Source organism: Qipengyuania sp. NPDC077563 (assembly GCF_044901345.1).
GTDB classification, from domain to species: Bacteria; Pseudomonadota; Alphaproteobacteria; order Sphingomonadales; family Sphingomonadaceae; genus Qipengyuania; species Qipengyuania aestuarii.
Genome location: NZ_JBJDPC010000003.1, coordinates 201,981 through 227,637 on the forward strand (window position 1 = coordinate 201,981; position 25,657 = coordinate 227,637).

The 25,657-nt window shown below is 64.0% G+C and carries 28 protein-coding genes and 1 tRNA gene; 22 read left to right on the forward strand and 7 right to left on the reverse strand.

The genetic code is table 11. The features are described 5' to 3' along the window. The first annotated feature begins 506 nt into the window (after nucleotides 1–506). Nucleotides 507–695 (forward strand): hypothetical protein, encoded by a 189-nt coding sequence (locus ACI2I1_RS12020; protein ID WP_160727638.1) that lies wholly within the window; start codon nucleotides 507–509, stop codon nucleotides 693–695. Between the two features lie 144 nt (nucleotides 696–839). Continuing rightward, complete coding sequence (locus tag ACI2I1_RS12025) at nucleotides 840–1,892, forward strand: type I restriction endonuclease (protein WP_160727637.1); 1,053 nt, start codon at nucleotides 840–842, stop codon at nucleotides 1,890–1,892. Between the two features lie 493 nt (nucleotides 1,893–2,385). Here ACI2I1_RS12025 and ACI2I1_RS12030 read toward each other — a convergent pair. Further along, a tRNA-Arg gene (locus ACI2I1_RS12030) sits at nucleotides 2,386–2,462 on the reverse strand. 148 nt (nucleotides 2,463–2,610) lie between these two features. Between ACI2I1_RS12030 and ACI2I1_RS12035 the strand changes: the two genes are divergently transcribed. From ACI2I1_RS12035 to ACI2I1_RS12070, 8 genes are all read left to right on the forward strand, one after another. Next, nucleotides 2,611–3,306 carry an MmcB family DNA repair protein gene (locus ACI2I1_RS12035; RefSeq protein ID WP_404679304.1) on the forward strand — a complete coding sequence of 232 codons (696 nt, stop codon included), beginning with the start codon at nucleotides 2,611–2,613 and terminating at the stop codon, nucleotides 3,304–3,306. A 52-nt stretch (nucleotides 3,307–3,358) separates the two neighbouring features. Continuing rightward, nucleotides 3,359–4,075 carry a sterol desaturase family protein gene (locus ACI2I1_RS12040; protein WP_224812744.1) on the forward strand — a complete coding sequence of 239 codons (717 nt, stop codon included), beginning with the start codon at nucleotides 3,359–3,361 and terminating at the stop codon, nucleotides 4,073–4,075. Next, nucleotides 4,072–4,545 (forward strand): DUF2141 domain-containing protein, encoded by a 474-nt coding sequence (locus tag ACI2I1_RS12045; RefSeq protein WP_404679305.1) that lies wholly within the window; start codon nucleotides 4,072–4,074, stop codon nucleotides 4,543–4,545. Before ACI2I1_RS12040 ends, ACI2I1_RS12045 begins: the two co-directional genes overlap by 4 nt. A gap of 244 nt (nucleotides 4,546–4,789) precedes the next feature. Then, nucleotides 4,790–7,192: a hypothetical protein gene (locus tag ACI2I1_RS12050; protein ID WP_404679306.1), complete on the forward strand. Its 2,403-nt coding sequence runs from the start codon at nucleotides 4,790–4,792 to the stop codon at nucleotides 7,190–7,192. A 75-nt stretch (nucleotides 7,193–7,267) separates the two neighbouring features. Continuing rightward, entirely contained in the window at nucleotides 7,268–8,377 is a 1,110-nt protein-coding gene (locus ACI2I1_RS12055; RefSeq protein ID WP_404679307.1) for a phosphatase domain-containing protein, read from the forward strand. Nucleotides 8,378–8,388: 11 nt separating this feature from the next. Beyond that, nucleotides 8,389–9,303: an alpha/beta hydrolase gene (locus ACI2I1_RS12060; RefSeq protein ID WP_404679308.1), complete on the forward strand. Its 915-nt coding sequence runs from the start codon at nucleotides 8,389–8,391 to the stop codon at nucleotides 9,301–9,303. A gap of 10 nt (nucleotides 9,304–9,313) precedes the next feature. Then, a complete protein-coding gene (locus tag ACI2I1_RS12065) occupies nucleotides 9,314–10,696 on the forward strand; it encodes a M48 family metalloprotease (protein ID WP_404679309.1) in 1,383 nt (460 codons plus the stop codon). Nucleotides 10,697–10,714: 18 nt separating this feature from the next. Further along, nucleotides 10,715–11,401 (forward strand): DsbA family protein, encoded by a 687-nt coding sequence (locus ACI2I1_RS12070; RefSeq protein ID WP_404679310.1) that lies wholly within the window; start codon nucleotides 10,715–10,717, stop codon nucleotides 11,399–11,401. Between the two features lie 10 nt (nucleotides 11,402–11,411). Here ACI2I1_RS12070 and ACI2I1_RS12075 read toward each other — a convergent pair whose 3' ends face one another. After that, nucleotides 11,412–12,038 carry an HD domain-containing protein gene (locus tag ACI2I1_RS12075; protein ID WP_221543877.1) on the reverse strand — a complete coding sequence of 209 codons (627 nt, stop codon included), beginning with the start codon at nucleotides 12,036–12,038 and terminating at the stop codon, nucleotides 11,412–11,414. A 72-nt stretch (nucleotides 12,039–12,110) separates the two neighbouring features. Here ACI2I1_RS12075 and ACI2I1_RS12080 point away from each other — a divergent pair, with 72 nt between their 5' ends. From ACI2I1_RS12080 to ACI2I1_RS12105, 6 genes are all read left to right on the forward strand, one after another. Beyond that, nucleotides 12,111–13,328 carry a sensor histidine kinase gene (locus ACI2I1_RS12080; protein WP_404679311.1) on the forward strand — a complete coding sequence of 406 codons (1,218 nt, stop codon included), beginning with the start codon at nucleotides 12,111–12,113 and terminating at the stop codon, nucleotides 13,326–13,328. Continuing rightward, entirely contained in the window at nucleotides 13,325–14,122 is a 798-nt protein-coding gene (locus tag ACI2I1_RS12085) for a LytTR family DNA-binding domain-containing protein (RefSeq protein WP_221543873.1), read from the forward strand. The genes ACI2I1_RS12080 and ACI2I1_RS12085 overlap by 4 nt, the downstream gene beginning before the upstream one ends. 106 nt (nucleotides 14,123–14,228) lie before the next feature. Next, complete coding sequence (gene nadC / locus ACI2I1_RS12090; RefSeq protein ID WP_404679312.1) at nucleotides 14,229–15,092, forward strand: carboxylating nicotinate-nucleotide diphosphorylase; 864 nt, start codon at nucleotides 14,229–14,231, stop codon at nucleotides 15,090–15,092. A 42-nt stretch (nucleotides 15,093–15,134) separates the two neighbouring features. After that, nucleotides 15,135–15,563 (forward strand): hypothetical protein, encoded by a 429-nt coding sequence (locus ACI2I1_RS12095; RefSeq protein ID WP_221543870.1) that lies wholly within the window; start codon nucleotides 15,135–15,137, stop codon nucleotides 15,561–15,563. Then, a complete protein-coding gene (locus ACI2I1_RS12100) occupies nucleotides 15,553–16,260 on the forward strand; it encodes a ribonuclease T (RefSeq protein ID WP_404679313.1) in 708 nt (235 codons plus the stop codon). The genes ACI2I1_RS12095 and ACI2I1_RS12100 overlap by 11 nt, the downstream gene beginning before the upstream one ends. Nucleotides 16,261–16,374: 114 nt before the next feature. After that, nucleotides 16,375–16,632: a hypothetical protein gene (locus tag ACI2I1_RS12105; protein ID WP_224812754.1), complete on the forward strand. Its 258-nt coding sequence runs from the start codon at nucleotides 16,375–16,377 to the stop codon at nucleotides 16,630–16,632. A gap of 108 nt (nucleotides 16,633–16,740) precedes the next feature. Here the strand turns inward: ACI2I1_RS12105 and ACI2I1_RS12110 are convergent, their stop codons facing one another. Beyond that, the gene (locus ACI2I1_RS12110) at nucleotides 16,741–17,196 is read right to left on the reverse strand and encodes a nucleoside deaminase (RefSeq protein WP_404679314.1); all 456 of its coding nucleotides are present in this window, start codon (nucleotides 17,194–17,196) and stop codon (nucleotides 16,741–16,743) included. 158 nt (nucleotides 17,197–17,354) lie between these two features. On the opposite strand from ACI2I1_RS12110, the gene rpmB reads away from it, so the two are divergent. Next, nucleotides 17,355–17,642, forward strand: coding sequence for a 50S ribosomal protein L28 (gene rpmB / locus ACI2I1_RS12115; protein WP_221543862.1), 288 nt, complete (start codon nucleotides 17,355–17,357; stop codon nucleotides 17,640–17,642). A 115-nt stretch (nucleotides 17,643–17,757) separates the two neighbouring features. On the opposite strand, the gene ACI2I1_RS12120 is transcribed toward rpmB, so the two are convergent. Genes ACI2I1_RS12120 through xseA form a run of 3 tightly spaced genes read right to left on the reverse strand, consistent with a single transcriptional unit; the run spans nucleotide 17,758 to nucleotide 20,410 of the window. Beyond that, on the reverse strand, nucleotides 17,758–18,696 hold the full coding sequence (locus ACI2I1_RS12120; protein WP_404679315.1) for a M23 family metallopeptidase: 939 nt from the start codon (nucleotides 18,694–18,696) through the stop codon (nucleotides 17,758–17,760). Then, on the reverse strand, nucleotides 18,693–18,896 hold the full coding sequence (locus ACI2I1_RS12125) for a DUF2093 domain-containing protein (RefSeq protein ID WP_221543860.1): 204 nt from the start codon (nucleotides 18,894–18,896) through the stop codon (nucleotides 18,693–18,695). Before ACI2I1_RS12125 ends, ACI2I1_RS12120 begins: the two co-directional genes overlap by 4 nt. Nucleotides 18,897–18,919: 23 nt before the next feature. After that, nucleotides 18,920–20,410 (reverse strand): exodeoxyribonuclease VII large subunit, encoded by a 1,491-nt coding sequence (xseA, locus tag ACI2I1_RS12130; protein WP_404679316.1) that lies wholly within the window; start codon nucleotides 20,408–20,410, stop codon nucleotides 18,920–18,922. Here xseA and purD point away from each other — a divergent pair. Continuing rightward, on the forward strand, nucleotides 20,409–21,686 hold the full coding sequence (purD, locus tag ACI2I1_RS12135; RefSeq protein ID WP_404679317.1) for a phosphoribosylamine--glycine ligase: 1,278 nt from the start codon (nucleotides 20,409–20,411) through the stop codon (nucleotides 21,684–21,686). The genes xseA and purD overlap by 2 nt on opposite strands. Nucleotides 21,687–21,904: 218 nt before the next feature. Further along, entirely contained in the window at nucleotides 21,905–22,303 is a 399-nt protein-coding gene (locus ACI2I1_RS12140; RefSeq protein ID WP_404679318.1) for a DUF4168 domain-containing protein, read from the forward strand. A gap of 81 nt (nucleotides 22,304–22,384) precedes the next feature. Here the strand turns inward: ACI2I1_RS12140 and ACI2I1_RS12145 are convergent, their stop codons facing one another. After that, nucleotides 22,385–23,380, reverse strand: a complete 996-nt coding sequence (locus ACI2I1_RS12145) for an adenosine kinase (RefSeq protein ID WP_404679319.1) — start codon at nucleotides 23,378–23,380, stop codon at nucleotides 22,385–22,387. A gap of 112 nt (nucleotides 23,381–23,492) precedes the next feature. Here ACI2I1_RS12145 and ACI2I1_RS12150 point away from each other — a divergent pair, with 112 nt between their 5' ends. The 3 genes from ACI2I1_RS12150 to ACI2I1_RS12160 all read left to right on the forward strand — a co-directional run bounded on the left by ACI2I1_RS12150 (nucleotide 23,493) and on the right by ACI2I1_RS12160 (nucleotide 25,597). Beyond that, nucleotides 23,493–24,179, forward strand: coding sequence for an EI24 domain-containing protein (locus tag ACI2I1_RS12150; RefSeq protein WP_404679320.1), 687 nt, complete (start codon nucleotides 23,493–23,495; stop codon nucleotides 24,177–24,179). A gap of 1 nt (nucleotide 24,180) precedes the next feature. Continuing rightward, nucleotides 24,181–24,597 carry a hypothetical protein gene (locus ACI2I1_RS12155; protein ID WP_404679654.1) on the forward strand — a complete coding sequence of 139 codons (417 nt, stop codon included), beginning with the start codon at nucleotides 24,181–24,183 and terminating at the stop codon, nucleotides 24,595–24,597. Between the two features lie 61 nt (nucleotides 24,598–24,658). After that, nucleotides 24,659–25,597, forward strand: coding sequence for a hypothetical protein (locus ACI2I1_RS12160; RefSeq protein ID WP_404679321.1), 939 nt, complete (start codon nucleotides 24,659–24,661; stop codon nucleotides 25,595–25,597). Nucleotides 25,598–25,657 lie beyond the last annotated feature (60 nt).

Here is a 25,657-nt window from a genome sequence, read left to right on the forward strand (position 1 = left end):
TTTGAGCCGCTTTTAACAGCTCGACTTAGCATGGCTAGTTTATCGGGAAGCTAGTAAGCAATATTAAAATTTGGTGACCTTGAGATAACGAAAACGTTGCCGCTCAAGTCGCGATCGTTTGCTGCAGAGGTGGGAATAGCGTCCGCTACCAGCGTTTTTGCGTTGCAAAACGGATATTCCGCTTACGGCCCCAGAGCCGCCGCACCAGCACCTAGATTACGTGGCACTTTAATAGGTCCGCCAGCTTGTTCAACGGCTCTCGTTTGGGGATAAACGCTGGGTAACTATCGAACCCCCTCGACTCTGGCGGTGAGTCGCGGAATCATGTCGGGGTCTGTCCTGAAAAGACGAAAGCCCAGCGGTAGGACGCTGGGCTTTCAGATCAGGAGAGCTTCGCAAAACCGGTCGTGGGGGCGCGAAGCTGAGGTAACCTGACGCGCACTATCTGCGCTGACTGAAAGCCTTCGTCAAGCCTCTGCGTCGTGCCAGACCAAAGAGGTAATACTATGGCACGCAAAGAAGGGCGCAACCGCGCCAAACTAACCGATGAAACGATTCGCGCCATCTGGGATCGTCTTCGCCTAGGCGAGATGCAACACGATATCGCGGCGGACTTTGGCATCAACCAAGGCCGAATTTCTGAGGTCAACACTGGAAAGCGGGGTGGCCATATCACTGGCCTTCGCCCGGTCTAAGCCGGAGAGGGGTGGGTCTCGGCCCGCCCCTCAATCATCCGTACCAGCCGCCCGCAGCAGAGCATTGTCAGCCTCAAAGTTCGTTAACCGATTGACGAAGCTACCTCATCTATTAGCTTCCTTCACAAACACCGGGGGGAACTAATGGAAATCGAAGCCAGCATCGCAGAACTGCAAGCAACTTTACGGAAGCACCGCGAAAAGCTCGCCACTGAAGAAGCCGCTAAGACTACGCTTGTTCTGCCGTTCCTCAGGGCGCTCGGATACAACATCTTTGACCCAGACGAAGTTGTGCCAGAGTTTACCTGCGATGTTGGCACGAAGAAGGGCGAGAAGGTCGACTACGGAATCTGCGTAGGCGGCGAGATCAAGATCCTCGTGGAATGCAAACCTGCCAACGGCGATCTTTCGATTAAACATGCTAGCCAGCTCTATCGGTATTTCGCAGCCACCGATGCGCGACTTGCCCTGCTGACGAATGGCGTCGTCTATCGGTTCTTCACGGATGCCGAGAAAACCAACATGATGGACGATCGACCGTTCTTCACATTCGATCTGGATAACTACAAAGCCTCTGATCTTCGAACACTTGCAACTTTCCAGCGCGCTGACTTCGATCTTGCTCGGATCGTCTCACATGCCGGAGCGCTAAAGCTTCAGTCTGAAGTTTTGGCAGAGCTCCGCAAGGAGTTCGGTGAGCCTTCGGACGATCTTGTGAAAATCATCGCCGGCCGGCTGCATGATGGGATCATCACTAAAGGTGTTAGGGACCGGTTCCGGTCAGCTATTACCCAAGCCTACGGTTCGTTGATTAGGGATGGAGTCCACCAGCGACTTGAGAAGGCGATTAGCGGGGGCAGTGACGAACCAGACCATCAAATGGCTGAGGTCGATCAAGGCGCAGTCGAGACTACAGACGTAGAGATTGAGGGTTTCAACATCATCCGGGCCATTTGTGCAGAGAAGGTCGACCCCTCTCGCGTGGTGATGCGAGACGCTAAGTCCTACTGCGCGATCCTCCTGGACGATAACAACCGGCGTACGATTGCACGGATGCATTTCAATAGTCCTACCTCGCGCTATCTGGGGCTATTCAGCGGAAAGGATGAAGCCCGGGAAGGCGTTATGGGGCCGGTAGATATCTTCAAGCACAAGCGGGCAATTTTGAAGCGTGTAGCTGAGCTTGAGGAAGAGTGAGGGCTGTTCCTAAAATGTGCCAGCAGACTTATCGCTAGCTGCCCGTCCCCTTAGATAGCGAAATCACGTCGGCAACGTCTGATGACTTTACCTCGGAAGGCTTAGAGATTGCCGCTGGGTTGCTGAATCAGCAGCGAATCATGGTTCTCCTCCCAACGGGCGACCGGGATAGCCAACTTCATGGAATTTTCATGGATTAGACGGTCGCACATGCGAAGTGCTTGAAAAATGGTGCTGCTGGGGAGGATTGAACTCCCGGCCTCACCCTTACCAAGGCAAGCGTTAGCTTGCGGTCTCGGACGCAAAGCCGATTACGATTAGCGCTCGCGCCAACCGTAGAAGTTTGGAACCTTGCCGAACCAGGCGGCGAAGGGCTCGCGCAACACATGTATCGTGCACCGCCATCCACATGAGTTCGGGGGCGTCCACCGATAATCGATTACATGCGCATTCCATACAAAATAGAATTAGCATCGCTAAGTCATTGAAATTGTGGCGCACCCGACAGGATTCGAACCTGTGGCCTCTGCCTTCGGAGGGCAGCGCTCTATCCAGCTGAGCTACGGGTGCATGCCGTGGCGGGGCGCTTAGCAAGGCGCGGCGGCTCCCGCCACTAAAAACCGTTCCGGATTTCGCTCCGAACACCCACTTGATCGGGGCGCCGCAGCCCGAACACCCGCTGGTTGACTGCGTTCCCATTTTGTTCCAGCAAGAAGGCATGAGCGAATCACACGTCATTCCGAATCCCGGCAAGCGGGGGGCCATGGCGCCCGCCGATAACGCCTCCTTCGATACCGCTTCCGACGATCCTGCCTCCGCCGATACTGCTGCTCCGGATACCGCTTCGGCCGATACCGGTGCCCCCGCAAGCACCTCGCCCCATAGTCCGGGCGTGGTGGCCGCCGACGCCGATAGGGACGTTGTCGATGCTGCCGATTTTGAAACCACCCCTACCGGGAGTGATTCGGCGAGCGTGCGCCGGGGGATCCAGCGCCTGTTTGCCCGCTACGGGGTATGGCTGCTGCCCGAAATGCCGCTGCGCAATGGCCGTCGGGCCGATCTCATGGGGGTCGATGCCCAGGGCCGCGTGATCATCATCGAGATCAAGGTGCAGCGCGGCGATCTGCTGGGCGACAACAAATGGCAGGACTATCTCGACTATTGCGACCGTTTCTTCTGGGGCGTGTCGACCGATATCGACCGCACGATTCTCGACCGCGACATTTTCCGGCCCGACCGCTGCGGCATCGTGGTGGCCGATGGCTATGACGGCGAGATCGTGCGCCCCGCATCGCTCAAGCCGCTGGCCCCCGCGCGCCGCAAGACCGAGACCGAGCGGCTGGCCCGCGCCGCGATGCGCCGGATGACTGTTGCAACGGATCCGCACTGCGCGACCTGGGGCGGGAGTGAATAGAAGCAGTTCTTAACCTGGGGCGATTTAGAGACTAGGGCGGAAGACCAGCATCATGTGGACCGCCATTCTCATCTCCGCCCTGTCCATGACCGCGATCGTCGCGGCGCGCTATCTGGCGACCAGCGGCCTGTTCGCCTTTGCCACAGGCCGCAGGCTGCCGGGATATCACGCGAAGCTGGGCCGGCAGATCCGCCGCGAGATCGGCTGGTCGCTGGTTTCGGCCGCGATTTACGGCATTCCGGCGGGCATCGTGGCCTGGGGCTGGCAGGAACGCGGCTGGACCCGCATCTATGCCGAATGGGACGCGCTGCCGCTGTGGTATCTGCCGCTGGCCCCGCTGATCTATCTCTTCCTCCATGACAGCTGGTTCTACTGGACCCACCGGCTGATGCACCGCCCCAAGCTGTTCCGCGCGATGCACGCCGTCCACCACGCCAGCCGCCCTCCCACCGCCTGGGCGGCGATGAGCTTCCACCCCTGGGAAGCGCTGACCGGCGCTATTGTCATTCCGCTGCTGGTCTTCGTGATCCCGATCCATATCGCCATGCTGAGCCTGGTGCTGCTGGTGATGACGGTGATGGGCGTCACCAACCACATGGGCTGGGAGCTGTTTCCCAAACGGCTGGTTCACTCCGCGTTAGGAGGATGGCTGATAACCGCCAGCCATCACCAACGTCATCACGAAGAATATCGATGCAATTACGGGCTTTATTTCAGGTTCTGGGATCGTTTGTGCGGGACCGACAAGGGGCTGAGTACGCGCATTTGAGCGGGCTCGCGAAACGAATCGCCATCCTTCCCGTCGCCGCCCTGGCGCTGGGCGGCGGCGCGCCCCTTCCCCAGACCGCGACGGCCGGCAAGGCCGCCAAGGTGGTGGTGACCGTCACGAATCTGAGGAATGCCGATGGCGTGGTGCTGGCCTGCATGACGGCGAACGAGAAGAATTTCCCCAAATGCCGCGGAGTCGCAGGCACGAAATCGAGCCGGGTCGAAGCCCATGAAGGCAGGCTCACCCTCACCTTCGAGGATGTGCCGCCGGGCAATTACGCCATCGCCCTGCTTCACGACGAGAACGCCAATGGCAAGGCCGACCGCGCACTGGGCATGATGCCGCGCGAAGGCTTCGGTTTTTCGCGCGATGCCCCCGTGCGCATGGGGCCGCCCGCCTTCCACGATGCCGAATTCGGTATCGGCACGCAGGATCGCAGCATGACGATCCGCATGCGCTACATGCTCTAGGACCAGCCGCGGGCCGGAAAAGTTCGGCCCGCCTCCGACCCCCGAGGCCCTCAGCGGCCCGCCATTCAGGCCAGCGCGCTCAGGCCCCCCGCTCAGGCCCCCCGCTCAGGCCCCCTCGCCAAGGCCCACCCCATCAGCCAGCGGCAGGCTCATGCTTACCGGCCCGATTAACCTTAACTCTTTTTTCAGCATGGGCGGGGCACATAGCATGCCTCGAACACACTGCCCGGGGGCTTTTGCTGGAATGGATACGTTAGGCTCAGATTTCGACGCATATGGCGGCGATGACGGATTCGAGCAGCGCCACGGCTCCCAGAATTACGACGACGGCGCGCATTCCAACCCGCCGCCATCGCCGGTCGGGCAGGACGAACGCCGCATGCAGGTGCGCGCCTATAATCACTGGGCCAGCCTGCTGGGCAACGGCACGCTGCCGCATATCGAGGATCTCGAACCCGAATTCCTCGGCGATTTCGGCCCCTATTCGGTGCTGCTCGATTTTTCGACCGGCAGCACGACGCCCTCGATCCAATTCGTGGGCAGCGAACTGCAGGGCGAATGCCGCGCGCAGGATCTGGTCGAAACGCTCGACGACATTCCCGGCGATTCGCTGCTGGCCAAGGTGGCGGACAATTATCTGCGCGTCGTATCGGCGCAGGGCCCGGTCAATTTCGAAGCCGAAGCGCGCAATGCGCGCGGCCGCCGGGTCGCCTATCGCGGCGTGCTGCTGCCCTATTCGAGCGACTACGACACGATCGATTTCGTCTATGCGGTGGTGAACTGGAAAGAGATCGCCGACGCCGCCACCGCCGATGCGCTGCTCAATGAAATCGACGCAGCTCTTGCCCAGCAGGGCGCACCTTCCACCGACCACAGCGCACAGGAGCCAGCCGACATGGCCAATATCGTGCATTTCGACCGCCGCCACGAAACCGTCCGCGATGAATTTGCCAAGCGGCTTGCGCGCCTGCGCTCGGGCCACGGGCTGAGCGACCCCGAACCGGCCGCTTCGCCCGAAGCCGGCCAGGAAGCCAGTCAGGACGCGGGCAATCAGCCCGAGGCGGAAACCGCCCCGGAAACGGCCACAGAATCGGCCTGGGAATCCGCGCCGGAAGCGACTTACGAAGCGCCAAGCGAACCCGGTTACGCCGCGCCGCAGGAAGAACCCGCGCAGGACAATGTGCTGTCCATGAACGGCGCGCTGAACGCCTCCGCCTATGGCGAGACTTCCTACGAAGATCAGGCTTACGGCGAGCAGGACGAGCCGGTGGAGCTGCCTTCGCCCAGCTTCGGCCAGAATGCCTATGGCCAGAATGCCCAGGGCTACGAAGCCGAAGCGGAGGGCGAATCGGCCTATGACCAGCCTGCCACCGGCGAATGGGCGCCCGAGCCCGAGGAGCCGCAGGATTACGCCGCTTACGATGCCGGTCACGAAGCTGTTTCCTACGACACCGGCCATGAGGCGGGTTACGCGGACGCGGCCGAAGAGCCCGTGCTCACGCCGAAGCGCAATCGCGCGGTCGATGCGCTGGGCAATCCGATCGGCGGCGCGGCGACGGACGACGGGGCCGAAGAGCCAGCACCGTCGCCCATGTCGATCGCCGAGGAATACGGCCTGCCCGAATGGGACGACGAGGAAGAGACCGAAGAAGATGTCGACGGGGTGGTCAATCCGCTCGCCGATATCGATCTCAACAGCCGCCTGATGTCGCTGGTAAGTTCGAGCGTGCGCGGCAAGTCGCCGATCGATCTGGGTTCGCTGGACGATGAGGATGAAACCGCCGAGGAAGAGGCCGAGGAACGCCCGCTGTTCCGCCCCAAGGCGCCTTCGGTCGACACGCTGCTCACTCCCCAGGCCTATGACGAGGACGAGGACGAGGATGAGGGCGAGTTCGGCGAGAGCTACGACTATGATCAGGGCCCGGCCTATGGCTATGCGCCGGAGCCGGAAGACGCCCCGGCCCACGAAGCCGAAGCGCTGAGCCACGAAGGCGGCGAAGCGCATTACGAAGTTTCCAGCGAAGCCGAGCCGGAAGCCGGGTTTGGGCATGCCGACGACGTGCATGGCGAAGACGCCGGATATGCGGCGCCTTACGAAGCCAGTTACGAGGTTTCCTACCAGCAGCCTGCGGATGAGGCCGAAGACGAGCCGCTCTCGCTCGAACCCTATGTCGCGGAACTCGAAGCGGCTGCCGAACCGCTCGAGCTTGGCGAAGAGCTGATCGTGGACGAACAGCCTGCGGCAGAGCAGGACCACGGCGCCGAAGCGGTTTCGCAGGGCGATCTGGTCGCCGAGGAGCGTGCTGGCCATCCCGAGCCGGAAAGCCTGCACGGCCTGCTGGCTGCCGTTCACGAGCTGACCGAAGCCGCGCGCACGACGCCGGATCGCAGCCGCCGCGCGCTTTACGAAGCCGTGGGCCGGGCCTTCGATGTCAGCATCAAGGCGGTGATCGCCGCCGAAAGCAGCGGCCACGAACAGCGCCGCGTGATCGCGCAATTGCCGGTGGGCGATCTGGCCGAGGACGGACCGGAAACCGCGCTGGTCATGGTGCGCCGCACGCCCGATGGCGGGGCCGAGGTGATCGGCGAAGTGCCGCACGACACCGGCCTGCTCGAATCCGCCGCGATGAAGCTGGCGGGCCGCTGATCGCGGGCATAATCCGCGCATTCGCGGGACGAATGGCTTGAGTATGGGGCGGACCGCAGGCTAGCGGTTCGCCCCATGCCGTTTTTTCCCAGCGCACCCGTCCGCATCCAGCCCTATTTCGGCTATCGCAACCGCGACCGCCTGCACATCACCGTGCGCGCCCTGCGCTCGCGCGTGAGCGAGTTCGGCGAGACCGGCCGCTGGCGGGCGATGCGCACCATGCTGTCGCAATTCGCCAGCCATGAAGCGGGCGGCTTCGCGGTCGAACTGGAAGTGGTGTCACCCGGCGGGCAAACGCGCCGCCACCAGGCAACCACCGACAAGGAAGGCTTCGCGCATTTCGACATCGCGCTGGAGGGCGAGTGGCCTTACGAAGAGCATCCGCAATGGGAGACGGTGACGTTCCACTGGCGCAACGATGCGGGCGAGCAATGCGTCGACGGCCACGTGCTGGCGCCGGGGACCAGCACCGGCCTCGCCATGATCTCGGACATCGACGATACGATCATCGAGACCGGCATTACCGGCAATTTCCGCGCGGTGATGCGCAACTGGCGGCGCGTGCTGATGCAGATGCCCGAAGAACGCATTCTCGTGCCCGGGGCGGACATGTTCTACAATGCGCTGGGCGGGAACGAGGGGATGCCGAAGGACGCCGGCCATGCGGGCGATCACCAGCGCGCCTCGCGGCGGCCGTTCTTCTATGTCTCCTCCAGCCCGTGGAACCTGTTTTCCTATCTCGTGACCTATATGAAGGGGCGCGGGCTGCCGCTCGGCCCGATCATGCTGCGCGACTGGGGCCTCAACCGGGCGACCTTCGGGTCCTCCAGCCACGGGGCGCACAAGCGCGCGGCGATCGAAGGCATCATCGGCACCTATCCGGAACTGAAATTCGCGCTGATCGGGGACGATTCGCAAGGCGACCTGACCGCCTTCGCCGACATCGCCAAGGCCATGCCGGGCCGCGTGCGCGCCGTGTTCATCCGCAAGGTGGGCGAGGCGATGAGTGCGGAAGAACTGGCGGCCAAAGCCTCGCTGGAGGCCGCCGGGATCCCGCTGTGGCTGGGCGAGGGTTATGAGCAGGGCCACGATTTCCTCGCCTCGATCGGCCTGCTCGAGGATGACGAGGCGAAGACCATCGTCGATTCGGTCGGCAAGGGGGACACGGCAGAGGCGGCCGGATGAGGCGGCGGGTGATGTGGGCTTTCGCCATCCTCCTCGCGCTTGTGCTGCTGGCCGGGCTGGGGCTGTGGATCGCGGTGCAGCGCAATGGCCCCGCCGTACTCGACACGGTGGACCGGATCGCGGGCCCCTCCGCCGCGGTCGAATTAGTCGAAACTGCCAGCACCGGCCCCTCGCCCCAGCAGCAGCTCCGCGTGTTCCGCGCGGCTGCGGCAGGCGGGGACGCGCTGCCGGTGTTCGTGTTCTTCCACGGCGGCTCGTGGGCGAGCGGCGATCCGGCGGACTACGGCTTCGTGGCGCGGAATGTCGCGCGTGAGGGCTATGTCGCGGTGCTGGGCGGTTACCGGCTGGGCGAAGGCGGGCGCTATCCCGCCATGGTGGAGGATACGGCGGCGGCGATCGGCTGGGTCCATCGCAATATCGCGCGCTATGGCGGCGATCCGCAGCGCATCGTGATCGCGGGCCATTCGGCGGGCGCCTATAATGCCGTGCAGGCCGCGCTCGATCCGCGCTGGCTGGCGGCGGCGGGCGTGTCGCAGGACGCGGTACGCGGGATCGTGGGCCTGTCGGGCCCCTATGATTTCTATCCCTTCGATGTCGACAGCACCCGCGCCGCATTCCAGAGCGTGGGCGCGGGCGCCGAGAGCCAGCCGGTCAACAACGTGCGCCCCGGTCTGCCGCCTGTGCTGCTGGTCCACGGCGAGGCGGATACCACGGTGAAACCGCGCAATTCGCAGGCGCTGGCGGCGGCGTTGCGGGCCGAGGGCGACAGTGTCGAGACCCTCTACCTGCCGGGCAAGAACCACGCCGATCCGCTGCTGATGCTGGCCAGCCCCTGGCGGCGCGACGGGCGGGTGTTCGACACCATGATGGACTTCATCGACCGCGCGGTAACAACTTCAGTTCCGGTTCAGCCAAAAACCCCCTAGGCTGGGGGCGATGCGATTTTTCTCCCATATCGCCGCGATCCTTGCGCTTGCGATCTTTGCCGCGCAGCCCGCCGCTGCCCAGTCGATCCTGCGCGATGCGGAGACCGAGGCTTTCCTCGACGATATCTCCAAACCGCTCATTGAGGCGGCGGGGCTGGAGCCGAACAATGTCGATGTGATCCTGATCAACGATCCGTCGATCAACGCCTTCGTGGCGGGCGGGCAGGCGGTCTATATCCACAGCGGGCTGATCGATGCCGCCGATACCGCCAATGAAGTGCAGGGCGTGATCGCGCACGAACTGGGCCATGTTACCGGCGGGCACGTGATCCGCATCGGCGAAGGCTACCAGACGGCAGCGAACATCTCGATCCTGTCGCTACTGGCCGGCATCGGCGCGGCGCTGGCGGGCGGGGGCGAAGCGGCCATGGGCATCATCGCGGCGGGCCAGCAGGCGGCAATGGGCAAGTTTCTGGCCTTCAGCCGCACGCAGGAAGCCAGCGCCGATGCGGCGGGGGCGGAATATCTCTCCAAGGCAGGCATCACCGGCAAGGGCTCGCTCGCCTTCTTCGGCAAGCTGCTGAACCAGGAATTTCGACGCGGCATCAGCCAGAAGGACGAATCGGGCTTCTACCGCACCCACCCACTGTCGGGCGATCGCATCGCCAAGCTGAGCGAGGTCTACGAACGCGACCCCGCGTGGGACGCCCCGCTCAACCAGAAATGGGAAACCAATTTCGCGCGCGTGAAGGCCAAGCTGGAAGGTTATGTCGCCGATCCCGAGGCGACGCTGCGCGACTATCCCGAAAGCGACACCTCCATCCCCGCGCTCTATGCCCGCGCCTATGCCTATCACAAGGATGCGCTGGTCGAACGCGCGCTGGAAACCACCGATGCGCTGATCGCGAAAGCGCCCGAAGATCCCTATTTCCTCGAGCTTAAGGGTCAGGTCCTGCTGGAATCTGGCCGCCCGGAAGAAGCGATCGTGCCGCTGCGCAAGGCGGTCGATCTGACCCGCGCCGAACCGCTGATTGCCTCCTCGCTCGGCCATGCGCTGATCGCGACCGAGGACAAGGCCAATTTCGAAGAGGCCGAGCAAGTGCTGCGCGCCGCCGTGGGACGGGACCGGTACAATCCCTTCGCCTGGTACCAGCTGGGCGTGGTCTATGCCGCGCGCGGCGACATGGCCCGCGCCCGCCTCGCCAGCGCCGAACAGCAGGTGATGCGCCGCCAGTACCCGCTCGCTTTGCGCAGCGCGCAGGCGGCCGAGGCGCAGCTGCCCTACGGTTCGCCCGACTGGCTGCGCGCGCAGGACATCGCGATGGAAGCGCGTGCACTGATGGAACAGATGTGCGAGATGGACCGCGCAAACTGCGACAAGCGCAGACGATAAAGACATCCCGGGGATCTGATGAAATACATATTGATGGTGGCGATCGGCCTGCTGTCGGGCTTTGGCGGCGCGGCGCTGTTCACTTACAGCGGCCTCGGCCACGCGCAGACGCATGATTATCTGGTGGCCAACCCGGAAATCCTCCCGGAAATGGCCGAAGCCTATCAGACCAAGCAATCGCGCGAGCGGCTGGCCTCGGTGGCGGGTCCAGTTTCCGAGCCCTTCGACGGCGCTGTGCTGGGTAACCCCAATGGTTCAAAGACGCTGGTAAAGTTCACCGATTACGCCTGTGGCTATTGCCGCGCGAGCGTGGCCGATGTCGACCGCCTGATCGCCGCCGATCCCGATTTGCGCGTGGTCATCCGCGAATGGCCGATCTTCGACGGCAGCGAGGAAGCGGCGCGCATGGGCCTCGCCGCAGCGGATCAGGGCAAGTACGATGCCTTCTTCCACGCGCTGTTCGCGCTGGGTTCGCCCACTGCGGATAACATCGCCGCCGCCGCACGCACCGCCGGTCTGGACATGGAAAAGGCGCGAACCTTCGCCGCTTCCGACGAGGTCAGCGCCGAACTGGCGCAGAATTCCGGATTTGCCCAGCAGCTGGGCTTCACCGGCACGCCCAGCTGGGTGTTCGGGGATCGCAGCTTCGAAGGCGCGGTGGGTTACGACCAGCTGAAAAACATCGTCTCCGGCGACGCGGGCTGAGCGCTATTCGCTATTCCCCAGTCGCGGGCTGGTCTTCCGCCGCCTTGGCATAGGCCGAGGCCAGCGGTCGCGCCATGACCCGGCGCAGCATGGGTTCGAAAAAGGCCAGTTCCTCGCTTTCGTAATCGGGATCGAAAGCGGCCTGATCGTATTTCTCGCAGAATTCCGCGCAGGCTTCGAAATGGGGGTGGTCACGGAAGGTCTCGCGCACATCGCGGTCCATACCGAGATGGTGGAAATAGTAATAGCCCTGGAACGCGCCGTGGTTCTGGCAGATCCAGTGGATCTCCTCGCTCACGAAAGGCTTGATGATCGCCGCGCCCACTTCGGGATGGTTGTAGCTGCCCAGCGTATCGCCGATGTCGTGCAGCAGCGCCATGACCACATATTGCTCGTCCCGCCCGTCGCGGTGCGCGCGCGTCGCCGTCTGGAGCGAATGTTCGAGTCGGCAGATCGGAAAGCCGCCGAAATCGCCGTCGAGCAGCCTGAGATGATCGAGCACCCGGTCGGGCAGGCCCCTGGCAAAAGCGCGGTATTCCGCCCCGATGATCGCCCAGTCTTCCTTCGTCCCTTCCTTCATTTCGCGGAAGCGGGCGCGTTCAGCCATCGCATGGGCAAGGTTTTCGGGCTTGTTCATCGTCTCTCTCCAGCTGGCAGCAAGCCTAGCTGCTGGCAAAGGCGCAGGCAATTGGGCTAAGGCGGGCGGACCATGGCCGTCTTGCCCTTCGAACCGACCCCCTTCTTCTCCGACAAGAACCGCGCCTTCTGGACGCTGCAGATCGCCGGATGGGGCGGGGCCTTCCTGCTGCGCGCGATCACCAGCCTGGTCAGCGGGCAGGACGTCAGCTTCATCATCAATCTGGCGATCGAGGGGATTACCGGCTTTTCGATCAGCCTGATCCTGTCGGTGGTCTATCACCGCGTGATCTCCGACAAGCCGCTGATCGTGTGGACTTCCATGCTGCTGGTGCTGATCGCGGGCGTGGGCATCTTCACCTTCATCATCGCCTGGGTCACCAGCCTGACGCGCGCCAGTTTCGATGGCGATTTCGTCTCGCTCTTCATCGGCCTGTTCATCTGGCCGCTGGCGCTGCTGGGGGCATGGTCCGCGCTCTATTTCGCGATCAATTACTTCCTGAAAGTGGAAGAACAGGCCGACCGGCTGGAACGGCTGGAAGCGCAGGCCACCAGCGCGCAGCTCGCCATGCTGCGCTATCAGCTCAATCCGCATTTCCTGTTCAACACGCTGAATTCGATCAGCACGTTGGTGCTGTTGAAACAGACCGAACCGGCCAATGCGATGCTGACCCGGCTGTCCAGCTTCCTGCGGCATACGCTGGTGACCCAGCCGGGCGGCAAGGTCACCGTGGCGCAGGAAGTGGAAACGCTGAAGCTCTATCTCGATATCGAGCGGATGCGGTTCGAAGACCGGTTGCAGACCGATTTCCGGGTCGAGGACACCGCCGCCAAGGCGCAGATCCCTTCCATGCTGCTGCAGCCCCTGATCGAGAATGCGATCAAATACGGCGTCAGCCCGCTGGAAGAAGGCGCGGAGATTACGCTGCTGGCGCAGATCGTGGGCCCGCGCCTGCGCATTACCGTGTCCGACAGCGGCCCCGGCGTCGATGTGGGCGGGGTGGCCGACGATTTGCCTGCCGTGATGGCCACGCACAAGCGGCGCAATTCCACCGGCGTGGGGCTCGCCAATATCCGCGACCGGCTGGCGCAAGCCTATGGCGACGACCACCGGTTCGAAATCCGCAGCCCCGAAGCGGGCGGTTTTACCGTCCTGATCGAAATTCCGCACGAACTCGCCGACAAGGAAGAGCCGTCTGCCGCAGGATCGGCGACACAGCTTCAGAAACAAGCCAGCGCTTCTGACGTTGGACAGACTAATACTCCCCAGAAGGTAAGTACCGCGAAATGACTATTCGAACGATCCTCGTCGACGACGAAAAGCTGGCCATCCAGGGTATGCAATTGCGCCTCGAACCTTTCGAGGACGTCGAAGTGATCGAAACCTGCCAGAACGGACGCGAGGCGATCCGGGCGATCAAGACGCTCAAGCCCGACCTCGTCTTCCTCGACATCCAGATGCCCGGCTTCGACGGCTTCTCGGTGGTGCAGGGCGTGATGGAAATCGATCCGCCGCTGTTCGTCTTCGTCACCGCCTTCCAGGAACACGCGATCCGCGCGTTCGAGGCCAATGCGGTCAATTACCTGATGAAGCCGGTGGACGAGGACAAGCTGGCCGACACGATCGAGCGGGTGCGCCAGCGCCTCGCCGAAAAGAAGAGCAGCGACGAGGCCGACCGCCTGCGCGGCGTCCTGTCCGAAGTCGCGCCCGAAGCGGCGCAGGACATGGAAGACGGCGATACGGAAACCGCGGGCCGCTATGAAAAGCTGATCAATGTGAAGGATCGCGGCCAGATCTTCCGCGTCGAAGTCGACACGATCGAACATATCGAGGCGGCGGGCGATTACATGTGCATCTATACCGGCGACAATTCGCTGATCCTGCGCGAAACGATGAAGGATCTGGAGCGCCGGCTGGACCCGCGCACGTTCCAGCGCGTGCACCGTTCCACCATCGTCAATCTCGACCAGGTGCGGCAGGTGAAGCCGCATACCAATGGCGAATGCTTCCTCGTGCTTGACAGCGGCGCCGAGGTGAAGGTTTCGCGCAGCTATCGCGACGTCGTGGCGCGCTTCGTGCATTGACCCTGCCCACCGTCATTGCGAGGAGCGCAGCGACGAAGCAATCCAGGCCACGGCACTGGATTGCCTCGCGACCTTCGGTCGCTCGCAATGACTGAGGATTTTTGACGTGAGCGCCTTTATTCTTCCCGGTTTTAACCTCGACACCTTCGTCCGCGAGACCTTGGCCGAAGACCTCGGCAAAGGGCTGCCCGGCGGCGGGCGCGATGTCACTAGCGAAAGCGTGATCCCCGCCGATGCGCGCTTTGCCGGGTTGATGGACACGCGCGACCTGATCCGGGTCGCCGGACTGCCGGTGGCGGAGGCGTTCTTCCGCGCGCTCGATCCCGGCATGACGATCGAGATACTGGTCGAAGAAGGGGCGGAAGTGCCCGGCGGCACCGATCTGATGCGGCTCGAAGGCAATGCCCGCGCCATGCTGACCGCCGAACGCGCCGCGCTCAACACGGTGCAGCATCTCTCGGGCATCGCCACGATGGTCGCCGAATATGTGCGCGCCATGTCCAATCCCGACTGCACGCTGCTCGACACGCGCAAGACCATTCCCGGCCTGCGCCATCTCGAGAAATACGCCGTGCGCATGGGCGGCGGGGCCAATCACCGCATGGGCCTGTGGGACGCGGCGATGATCAAGGACAACCACGTGCTGGTCGCGGGCAGCGTGGGCGAAGCGGTGCGCCGCGCGGTCGAAGCCGGGGTGAAGGACATCATCTGCGAAGTGGACCGGATCGACCAGATCGAACCCGCGCTGGAGGCAGGGGCCACGCGCCTGCTACTCGACAATATGGAACCGGCGACCCTGCGCGAGGCGGTAGCGCTGGTGGCGGGCCGCGTGCCCACCGAAGCGAGCGGCGGCATCAATCTCGACACCATCCGCGCCAAGGCGGCGACGGGGGTCGACTATGTCTCGGTCGGCCGCCTGACGCAGAGCGCGCCGGCCGCCGATATCGGTCTGGACTTTACTCCACTGTAAAAGCGTTGCACTCCCGCTCCCTGAACAACAGGGAGGGCAAGCGTGACTAAACCCGCTTCCATCAAGAAATTCGATTATCTGTACATCGGTTCGGTCCTAGTTGGACTTGTCGGCCTGATCGTCGGCTGGGACGGACTGATAGCGCAGATGAATGCCGAATTCGCGGCGCAGGGTCTGGCCCCGGAAGGCAATTTCGCCACCACGACAGTCATCACGGGTTTCGTGATTGGAACCGCCATCAGTCTGGCGCTGTGGTTCGTGATCTCTGTGCTGCGGATCGAATTTGTGAAATGGATCCTCCTGCTGTTCACCGTGTGGGGCGTCTTCTCGCTGGTGGTCGGCATCGCCACGACCGGTTTCGCCGCGAACCAGATATGGGGCATCATCTCGACGGTCATGTCCGTCGCGGCGATCTACATGCTGTTCCAGCCCGATGCGAAGGCATGGTTCGCCGAAAAGCGTGGCGACTGAGCGCGCCGCACTCCTGATCGCGGCACTGGCCTGCGCCGCCCTGCCGCAAGCGGGCCGGGCGCAGGCCTTCCAGTGCAGCCTGCCCGGCGCGGTGGAGCTGCCCCGGATCGAACCCGAGCGCCCACGCCGCCTGCCGGTCACCGGCTATACGCTGGCGCTGAGCTGGGCGCCGGAATTCTGCCGCTTCCGCGAGGATCAGCCCCGCCACACCCGCCAATGTTCGGGAAAGGCGGGGCGATTCGGCTTTACCGTGCACGGTCTGTGGCCCGACAGCGGGCGCAGCTGGCCGCAATGGTGCGGCGGACCGGACCTCACTGCGCGCGAGGCACGCGCCAATCTCTGCATCAGCCCCGATGCCAGGCTGATCGCACGCCAATGGGAAAAGCACGGCAGCTGCATGGCCCAGCGCCCGGCGACCTATCTCAAGGTAACGCGCATTCTCTATAACGGCCTGCGCTGGCCGGATTTCGTGCGCATCAGCCGCGAAGACGGGCTGACCGCCGCCACCGTTCGCAAGCGCCTGGCCGATGCCAATCCGGGCTGGATGCCCGAAGCGATCGGCGTCCATCTGGACGGCAAGGGCTGGCTGGAGGAACTGCGCCTTTGCTACGACCGGCGCTTCATGCCGCGCGCCTGCGATGCCCGGCGGTTCGGGACGGGGGACGGCCAGCCAGTGAAGATCTGGCGCGGGCTTTAGAGACCGACCCTAAGCCGCGCCCTAATTCCTAATTAAACATTTCAACATTTGACCTTTTATCCGGAAGTAGTTCATGGCGCACCAAGCCAATTGTGGCGAAAAAGGGGAAACCAAATGAAATTCAACAAAGCAGCACTCGTCGCTTCGGCATTCGCTTTCGCAGCTCTCGCTGGCTGTGCGGAAAGCGAAGAGGAAGCTCAGGAAGACCTGGTAGAGCAGCAGTACGAATCGGCTGAAGACACTCTCGAAGAGCAGGCCGACCTTGCTGAAGCACAGGGCAACGAAGCTCAGGAAGAAGCTCTCGACGCGGAAGCAGACGCCATGGGCGAAGCTGGCGACCAGGCTGAAGACGCTGTCGACGCAGCCAACTAATCTCAGCGGTCGGCGTCTTCACGCCGGCTGATGATCTGGCGGCATCCGTCTGCGGACGGGTGCCGCTTTTTCGTTTCGGGATCGCTCTATCCGAGCCGGAATGGGCGCTCAGCGCCGCGCGCTGAAGAATTCCCGCAGGAGAGCGGCGGCCTTCGCCTCGCCGATCCCGGCATAGACCTCGGGCCGGTGCAGGCACTGCGCTTGCTCGAATACGCGCGCGCCATGTTCCACCGCGCCGCCCTTGGGATCGCTTGCCGCATAATAGACCCGGGCCAGCCGCGCATGGACGATCGCACCCGCACACATGGCGCAGGGCTCCAGCGTGACCCATAATTCGCAATCGGTCAGCCGTTCCTGCCCCAGCGCCTGCGCCGCGCGGCGAATCGCGAGCATTTCTGCATGGGCAGTGGGATCGCAGGTTTCGCGGGGCGTATTATGCGCCTCGGCGATTACTTCCCCGCCCCGCGTGACGACCGCGCCCACCGGCACTTCGCCAGCCTGCGCACTGGCATGTGCCAGCGCGAGCGCGCGCTGCATGGGTTGCGGAAGTGTCCAGCCGGTCATACCAGCGTCTCGCTAGCCCGCAGGCTCCGGGGGCGCAACGTGCTTGACGATTCGGACCCTCACCGCTATGCGCGCCGCTTTCCGGGATTAATGAGGCCCTGACCCGCACAGCGCGGCCAAGGGAACTCGCCCGCCCATTCGAACGAAGAGACTGATCCATGTCGCGTATTTGCGAACTCACCGGCAAGGGCCGCCAGGTCGGCAACAATGTGAGCCACGCCAACAACAAGACCAAGCGTGTCTTCCTGCCCAACCTGCAGAACGTCACGCTGCTGAGCGAGAAGCTCGATCGCAGCTTCAAGTTCCGCGTTTCGACGCAGGGCCTGCGTTCGGTCGAACACAATGGCGGCCTCGACAACTGGCTGATGAAGACCAGCGACGAAAAGCTTTCGGCCAATGCGCTGAAGGTGAAGCGCGAGCTGAAGAAAGCCGCCGCAGCTTCGTAAACTGGGCGGCGCTGCGGCGCTGTTTCAGACCGACAGGCAAAAAGGCGCGCCGGGCTTTCCCTGCGCGCCTTTTGTCGTACCTGCTATCAGAAGGGTTCCTGATTTCCGCCCTGTCTCAAGGCATGGACGGCAGGAACAGCAGCGGATCGAGCCGCTTGTTCCGCCAGACCAGGCTCCAGTGAAGATGCGGCCCGGTGGCGCGGCCTGACGAGCCGATTCGCCCCAGCGGCTGGCCCTGCGTGACCTTTTGCCCTTCGCGCACGAAAAGCTCGGAAGAATGCAGGAACGCGCTGTTGAGGCCTTGGCCATGATCGATGATGAGAAGCTGGCCTTCCAGGCTGAAGTCCGGCTCGCTCAGCACCACGACACCATCGGCAGGGGCGACATAGGTGGTGCCCGCTCCGCCCGCGATATCGAGGCCCGAGTGATAGCTGCCCGGTTCGCCGCGATAGATGCGCTGCGAGCCGAACCTACCCGATATGCGGCCCGTGGCCGGCCAGACGAAATCCTGTCGCCAGCCTTCGGCGCCGGTTTCTTCCTGCCGCGCATTCCAGATTGCCTCGAGTTCGGGGCGGCGGCGCTGCATGAAACTTTCCGATGCCCCGCCGGCCCGGCGCGCGACGTTGACGCGTTCGATGTTCCAGTCACGCGGCTTGATCGCCAGATTCTCGGCGACGACCTGCCCGTCCGCGCGCGTGGCGCTCAAGCGGATGGCTGCACCTTCATCCCGGTCGAAGGCGGCGAAGAAATAGCCCTCCTCGTCCAGGCTGAGCTCGGTATCGCCCAGAGTTGCCGAGACGACATCGCTAGGCGCCCGGCCGCGTAGCCAGCCGCCCTGTTCAAGCTCGCCCTGATAGGTGAATGCCATGCGCTGCGGTGTTGGCGCAGCGACGGCAGGTTTGGCGGGCACGGGTGCAGGAGCGGGGGCAGGCGTGGGCGCTGGCACGCGGACAGGCTCGGCCCCGCCGGAGGTCATGATATCGGCTTGCGGCGTGGAGACCGCGCATCCGGCTGTCGAAAGAAGGAGAAGCGGCGCGACCCGGTGCAATCTCACGGCTTAAGCCGCTCCGTCGCCAGCTGGGGCGTTGCATAGGCTTCCTGATGGTCGACCGACCAGTAGCGCAGCTCTTCGAGCGGGATCGGCACCCCGCTGGCCGCGCAGAATACGTGGTTGCCGGTACGCAGCACGCGAAAACCGTTGGGACCATATTGCAATTTCGCCTCGCCGGACGAGGAATTCTTGTTCATCAGCATGGCATCATCCTAGCAGGCTGCGTCTAGCCGAACAAATCATCCTGCTTGGGCGGCGTTCCCTTACGCGCCGGTTTGCGCCGCGCTGGCGCTGGAGCGGGGCGGGAAGGAGGCGCAGAACCCGAGCCGTCGGCAGGCTCGCCGGTGGACACCGCCAGGTCGCCGTCCCGGAATTTGAGCGTGAGCGCCGGATATGTGGCCGCATCCGCTTTGTCGGTGAGCGTGCGGCCATCGGGCCCGGTCACGCGGACATAGCCGCGTGCCAGCGGCCGGTCCGGGTGCAGCTGCTGGGCAAGACGCCACAGCGCGTCCAGCCGTTCGCGACCTTCGCCGATCGGCCTCGTGATCAGGGTCGGCGACAGCCGCGCCGCATCGAGCCGTCCGCGCGCCTCGCGCAGCCGCCCCTGCAGCACGCCCGGCGACAGGCGGAGATTGCCCAGCCGTTCGCGCCCCTGCGCGGTGCGGTCCTGCAGGCCGCGCTTCAGACGCTCTGCCAGATCGTCGAGCTTCTGCGCCTGGGGTTGAAGCAGGGCCTCGGGCGAAGGCAGGCGCTCGGTCCGGGCGGCCAGCCGTTCGCGGCCCAATTGCACCGGGCGGATGATGGCGCGGCGGCTGCGCGCGCCGAAATCGGCCAGTCCCGCCGCCAGTTCGGCTCGCACCGGGACGGCCATCTCTGCCGCCGCCGTGGGCGTGGGGGCTCTGCGGTCGGCAGCGTAATCGGCCAGCGTGGTGTCGGTTTCATGCCCGACGGCGCAGATCGTCGGGATCGCGCATTCGGCGACCGCGCGGACAACCTCTTCCTCGTTGAAGCTCCACAGATCCTCGATCGAGCCGCCGCCGCGCGCCACGATGACCAGATCGGGCCGGTCGGGATGGCCTTCGGGCATGGCGGAGAAGCCGCGCACCGCGCCCGCCACCTGCGCGGCGGCGCCCTGGCCCTGCACCAGAACCGGCCACACCACCACCCGGCTCGGGAAACGGTCGGCCAACCGGTGAAGGATGTCGCGAATCACAGCCCCGGTGGGCGATGTGACCACGCCGATCGTGCGCGGAAGGAAGGGCAGCGGGCGCTTACGCTGTTCATCGAACAGCCCTTCGGCAGCCAGGCGCGCGCGGGTCTTTTCCAGCAGCGCCAGCAGCGCTCCTTCGCCCGCCAGTTCCATCCGTTCGATCACGATCTGGTATTTGCTGCGCCCCGGATAGGTCGTCAGCTTGCCCGACGCGACGACTTCCAGCCCGTCTTCGGGATTGAACGGCAGGCGCAGGGTATTCCCGCGCCACATCACCGCATCGATGATGGCCTTCTCGTCCTTGAGCGCGGCATAGAGATGGCCCGAGGCGGCGCGCTTCACGCCGGACAATTCACCCCGCAGCCGGACGAAGCCGAAGCGATCTTCGACTGTCCGCTTCAGGATGCTGGAGATTTCGCTTACCGACAGCGGCTCGGCGTTGTCGCCGGGGCGACGCTTCGCTACCAAGCCTTCCTCTTCGGAATTTATCGGGAAATCGGCGGCCATGAATATCCTTTTGCTCGGCAGCGGCGGGCGTGAACATGCTCTGGCATGGAAGCTGGCGCAATCGCCCCAATGCGACAAGCTGTGGGCGAGCCCCGGCAACCCCGGCATGGAAGAATGCGCCATCTGCGTCGCGCTCGATAGCAGCGACCATGCCGCCGTGGTCAAGTTCTGCGAGGAAAATTCGATCGGGCTGGTGGTGATCGGGCCCGAAGGACCGCTGGTCGAAGGCCTCGCCGATGCTCTGGCCGAAGCCGGCGTGCTCAGCTTCGGCCCGTCCAGGGCGGCGGCGCAGCTGGAAGGCAGCAAGGGCTTCACCAAGGATCTGTGCGAACGCGCCAAGATCCCCACCGCCCGGTTCGAGCGCTGCACCTCGCTGGAAGCCGCCTGGGGCGCGCTCAAGAAATTCGATGCGCCGTTCGTGCTCAAGGCCGACGGCCTCGCCGCGGGCAAGGGCGTGGTGATCGCGGAAACACGCGAAGAAGCGCAGCATGCGCTGTCGGAAATGTTCGACGGGCGATTCGGCAGCGCCGGCTCCGAAGTGGTGATCGAGGAATTCCTGACCGGCGAGGAAGCGAGCTTCTTCGCGCTGACCGACGGGGAAACCATCGTGCCGCTCGCCAGCGCGCAGGATCACAAGCGAGTGGGCGATGGGGACGAAGGGCCCAACACCGGCGGCATGGGCGCCTATTCCCCCGCCCCGGTGTTGACCGACACGCTGCGCGAGCAGGCGATGCGTGAGATCATCGAGCCGACGGTCCGCACCATGCGCGAGGAAGGCATGCCCTATTCAGGCGTGCTTTATGCCGGGCTGATGCTGACGAAGAACGGCCCGCAGCTGATCGAATACAATGTCCGTTTCGGCGATCCCGAATGTCAGGTGCTGATGATGCGGCTCGAGAGCGATCTCGTCGAACTGATGCTGGCCTGTGCCGAACGCCGGCTGAGCGAGATCGAGGCGCCGCGCATGAGCGAGGATTTCGCGCTGACCGTGGTGATGGCGGCGGAAGGCTATCCCGGCACGCCGAAGAAGGGCGGCGCGATCGATCTCGGCAGCGCCGAGGACAACGGGGCCAAGATCTTCCACGCCGGGACAAAGCACCAGGACGGCCGGCTCGTCGCCAATGGCGGGCGCGTGCTGAATGTGACCGCGAAAGGCGCCACCGCGACCCAGGCGCAGGCCGCGGCCTATGAGGCGGTCGATGCGGTGGAGTTTCCCGACGGCTTCTGCCGCCGCGACATCGGCCAGCGCGAGGTACGCCGCGAGCGACACGGATAACGCCTTCGCGGCATAAGGCTGCGGCTCGAAGCAGTCCTGTAATGGATCAGCGGATCATGGCGAGCGGAGGGAGGCTCTCCGCTCCGCTCGTCCTGCGTCAGCGTCAAGTGCCTATATCTCGCCTTCTTTCTGACACATTTGGTCCACTTGCGGTTCGCCTTCCGCCGATTTGCGGCGATGTCGGGAGCACAGGGGACACATGATCGAAGGAAATACCCATGAGATACCTCCCTACCATGCTCGCCGGCTCGGCCCTGATTTTCGCCAGCGGTGCGATCGCCCAGACCGTGGACGAACAGATGGATGGTGCGGATGCGGTCACGCCCCAGGACGAGGCCGCCGATCCCACAATGGCGGACCCGGGATCAAGCGATCCTGCGGCTGAGAAGGCCTTCACCGATGCCGAGGTCAGCAGCTTTGCCGGAGCCATGATGGAGCTGCAGGCGCTGACCGGCGATGCCGCGACCAAGCAGCAGCAGGCGAGCGAGATCATCGCGCAATCGGGCATCGATACCGAAACCTTCAACGCGATCGGCTCGGCGATGCAGACCGATGAGGAACTGGCCCGGCGCGTCCGGCTAGCGGCGGCGGAATTGCAGCCTCAGCCAGCCGAATAGCGCTGTCGTGCATGCGGGCCCTTGCCGAGACGGCCGGGGCCCGCATGCAGATCGATCCGGTTCTCCGACCGGGCGAACCGGTCAGCCCAGCTTTTGCGCCACGAGAGCCTTCAGGTCCTTCTCGCTGCGCGCGCCGATGTGGCTGATGATCTCGCCGGCGCAGATGGCGCCCATCCGCAGACAGGTTTCCAGATCTTCACCGCGGGTGTGCCCGGTGAGGAAGCCGGCAGCGAAAAGATCGCCCGCACCGGTCGTGTCCACCACCTGCTCAATCGGCTCGGCGGCCACTTCGGCGCGCTCTCCATTAGCAAGGGCGACCGCTCCCTGTGCACCGCGCGTGGCGATCAGAGTAGGCACCTTGTCCTTCAGCGCGGCCAGCCCGGCTTCGAATTCGGCTTCTCCCGTCAGCGTGGCGAGTTCGCCCTCGTTCACGAAGAGAAGGTCGATCTTGCCTTCATCGATCAGCGCGCGGAAATCATCGCCGTGGCGGTCGATCACGAAGCTTTCCGAAGCCGTGAAGGCGACCTTGCGCCCCGCATTGCGCGCGACATCGATGGCGCGGCGCATGGCGCTGCGCGGTTCTTCCGGATCCCACAGGTAGCCTTCGAGATACAGCACGCCTGCACTGGCGATAAGCTCTTCATCGAGCGCGGCCGGCGGAAGATATTGCGAGGCGCCGAGAAAGGTATTCATCGTCCGTTCCCCATCGGGAGTGACGAAGATGAGGCAGCGCGCGGTCGGCGGTTCGGCATCGCGGGGCGTGGTATCGAAATCGATGCCGACGGCCCGGATATCGTGAGCGAAGATATCGCCCAGCTGATCCTTTGCGACCTGGCCGACGAAAGCGCATTGCGCGCCCAGCGCGGCCATGCCGGCCAGAGTGTTGGCAGCCGATCCGCCCGAGATTTCCGTGGCGCGGCCCATGGCGCTGTAAAGCTCCTGCGCACGTTCGGTATCGACCAGGGTCATGCCACCCTTGGCCAGGCCCAGCTCCTCGATCAGTTCGTCCTGGCAGGGGGCCATCACATCCACGATGGCATTGCCAATCGCGACGACATCGTAACGGGGGTCGGTCATATTTTCTCCGCGCGGGATTTAAGAATTGGTCGGGCGCGGTTAGCGGTTCGTCGTGCAGACGCCAAGGGCGCCGTTGACATTACCCGGCGCGGCGGCGATTCACCCACGCCATATGATATCGCTGCCACGCGCCCTTGCCTTATCCTTCAGCCAGTTGCGCGATCCGGCGATCCTGAAGGTTCTCGGCAAGAGCCTGCTGGTGACCATCGCCATTTTCCTGCTGCTGGGCTGGCTGCTGAGCTTCGGCTTCGAAGCGCTGCTGGAACGGGCAGGGCTGGCCGATGGCAGCGGAGCAGGCACTCTGCTGGCCCTGCTGGCCACGCTGATAGGCGCATGGCTGCTATTCCGCTTCGTCGCCTTGTTCGTGCTGCAATTCTTCGCCGAGGATGTTGTCCGGGCGGTGGAGGCGAAACATTATCCGGCCCAGGCCAGCGCCGCCAAATCGCTTCCGCTCACGCAGGAACTGCGCAACGGCCTGCGATCGACCTTTCGGGCACTACTGGTCAATCTCGTTGCCCTGCCTTTTGCCATTGCGCTTCTCGTCACCGGCGTGGGAACGGCGCTGCTGTTCTGGGCCGTGAATGCATTCCTGCTCGGACGGGAACTGCGCGACATGGTCTGGTTGCGCCATCGTCAATCGGAGCAGGATATCGCTCCGCTTGGCCAGGGGGGACGTTTCCTTCTCGGCGGGGCGGTTGCAGGAATGCTGCTGGTGCCCGGCATCAACCTGCTTGCCCCGGTCATCGGCGCGGCGAGCGCCACCCACCTTGTCCATCGCGGGAGAGCCGCCGTTGCGTAATATGATCGCCCTGCTTGCCATGGCGGCAAGCCTGTCCGCCTGCGTGAGCACGCCAAAAACCATTCCCGGCGCACAGCGGCCGGTCACTTCGACGCGGCCGCCGCCGCAACAACCTGTGCGCCCGGCCCCATCGACCGGGGCGTTCATCGCGCCGACGGTGATGAACGCCCCGGGTCTGGAAGGGGTGATCGGCCGTGATGCCACCGCGCTGGCCAATCTGTTCGGAGCGCCGCGGCTGGAAGTGGAAGAGGGCGATGCTCTCAAGCTGCAATTCAGCGGCAGCGCCTGCGTGCTCGATATCTATCTCTATCCGCTCCAGCCCGGCGGCCAGCCGAGCGCCACCCATGTCGAGGCACGCCGGGCTAGCGATAGTGCAGATGTCGACCGCGGAGCTTGTGTCAGAGCATTGCGGCGATAACGCGCCTTTAACCGCTATGACCTAGTCATTCCGCTATTCTTGGATCTTGGCGGAATTACTTATGAATCCTTCTTTCGATGTTTTGACGCGGCGGATCGCCGAAGATGGCCGCGTCAGCGCGGACGAACTGCTGGAGCTGCGCCGCAGCGCTTGGCCGGATGGCGTGATTTCGAAGGACGAGGCCGAAGCGATCTTCGCTCTCAATCGGCAGCTTACCGAACGCGGTCCAGATTGGACCGATTTCTTCGTGGAGGCGATCGGCGAATTCGTCGTCAATCAGATTGCCCCCAAGGGCTATGTCGATGATGCCAATGCCGCCTGGCTGATGGCGCAGGTCGATGCCGACGGCGAGCTGGGCTCCATGGCCGAACTGGAGACGCTGGTCCGGATTTTCGAAATTGCCAAGAACGTCCCGCAAGCGCTCAAGGACTATGCCATCCGGCAGATGGAGACAGCAGTCGTCGAAGGCACCGGCCCGACCCGCCGGGGTGGCGATCTGGAGGCAGGGAACGTCAATGCCACGGAGGCCCGGCTGCTGCGCCGTGCGATCTTCGCCCCCGCCAGCGACCGTCCCGCAGGCGTCAGCCAGTCTGAGGCCGAAATGCTGTTCCGTATCAAGAATGTAACGCTGACCGCAGACAATGCGCCGGAATGGAAGCAACTGTTCGTTCAGGGCGTGGCGAGCTACGTCGAGGGGTTTGCCACCGAGGCAGCGCAACTCGACCGTGAAAAGGCCATCGAACTGGAGCGGTTCATGAATGACACCTCATCGAGCGTGGGCGGTTTCCTGATGCGCATGTTCGGCACGCTACCGGATAACGAAGGCCTTCGGCAGGCCCGCGATGGTAGTATCGGCGTGTTTGCGGATCGCGAGGCCGATGCCGCGACAGGTAAGGTCATCACCAAGGCGGAACAGGCGTGGCTCGACCGGAAGATCGATCAGGATGGCAAGGTTGACGAGTACGAACAGGCACTGCTCGATTTCCTTGCGGAAGGCTGATCAGGCAAGCATTCGCGCGCCTGTCGGACCGCTGATCGACGATGATAGACCGCCCTCAGT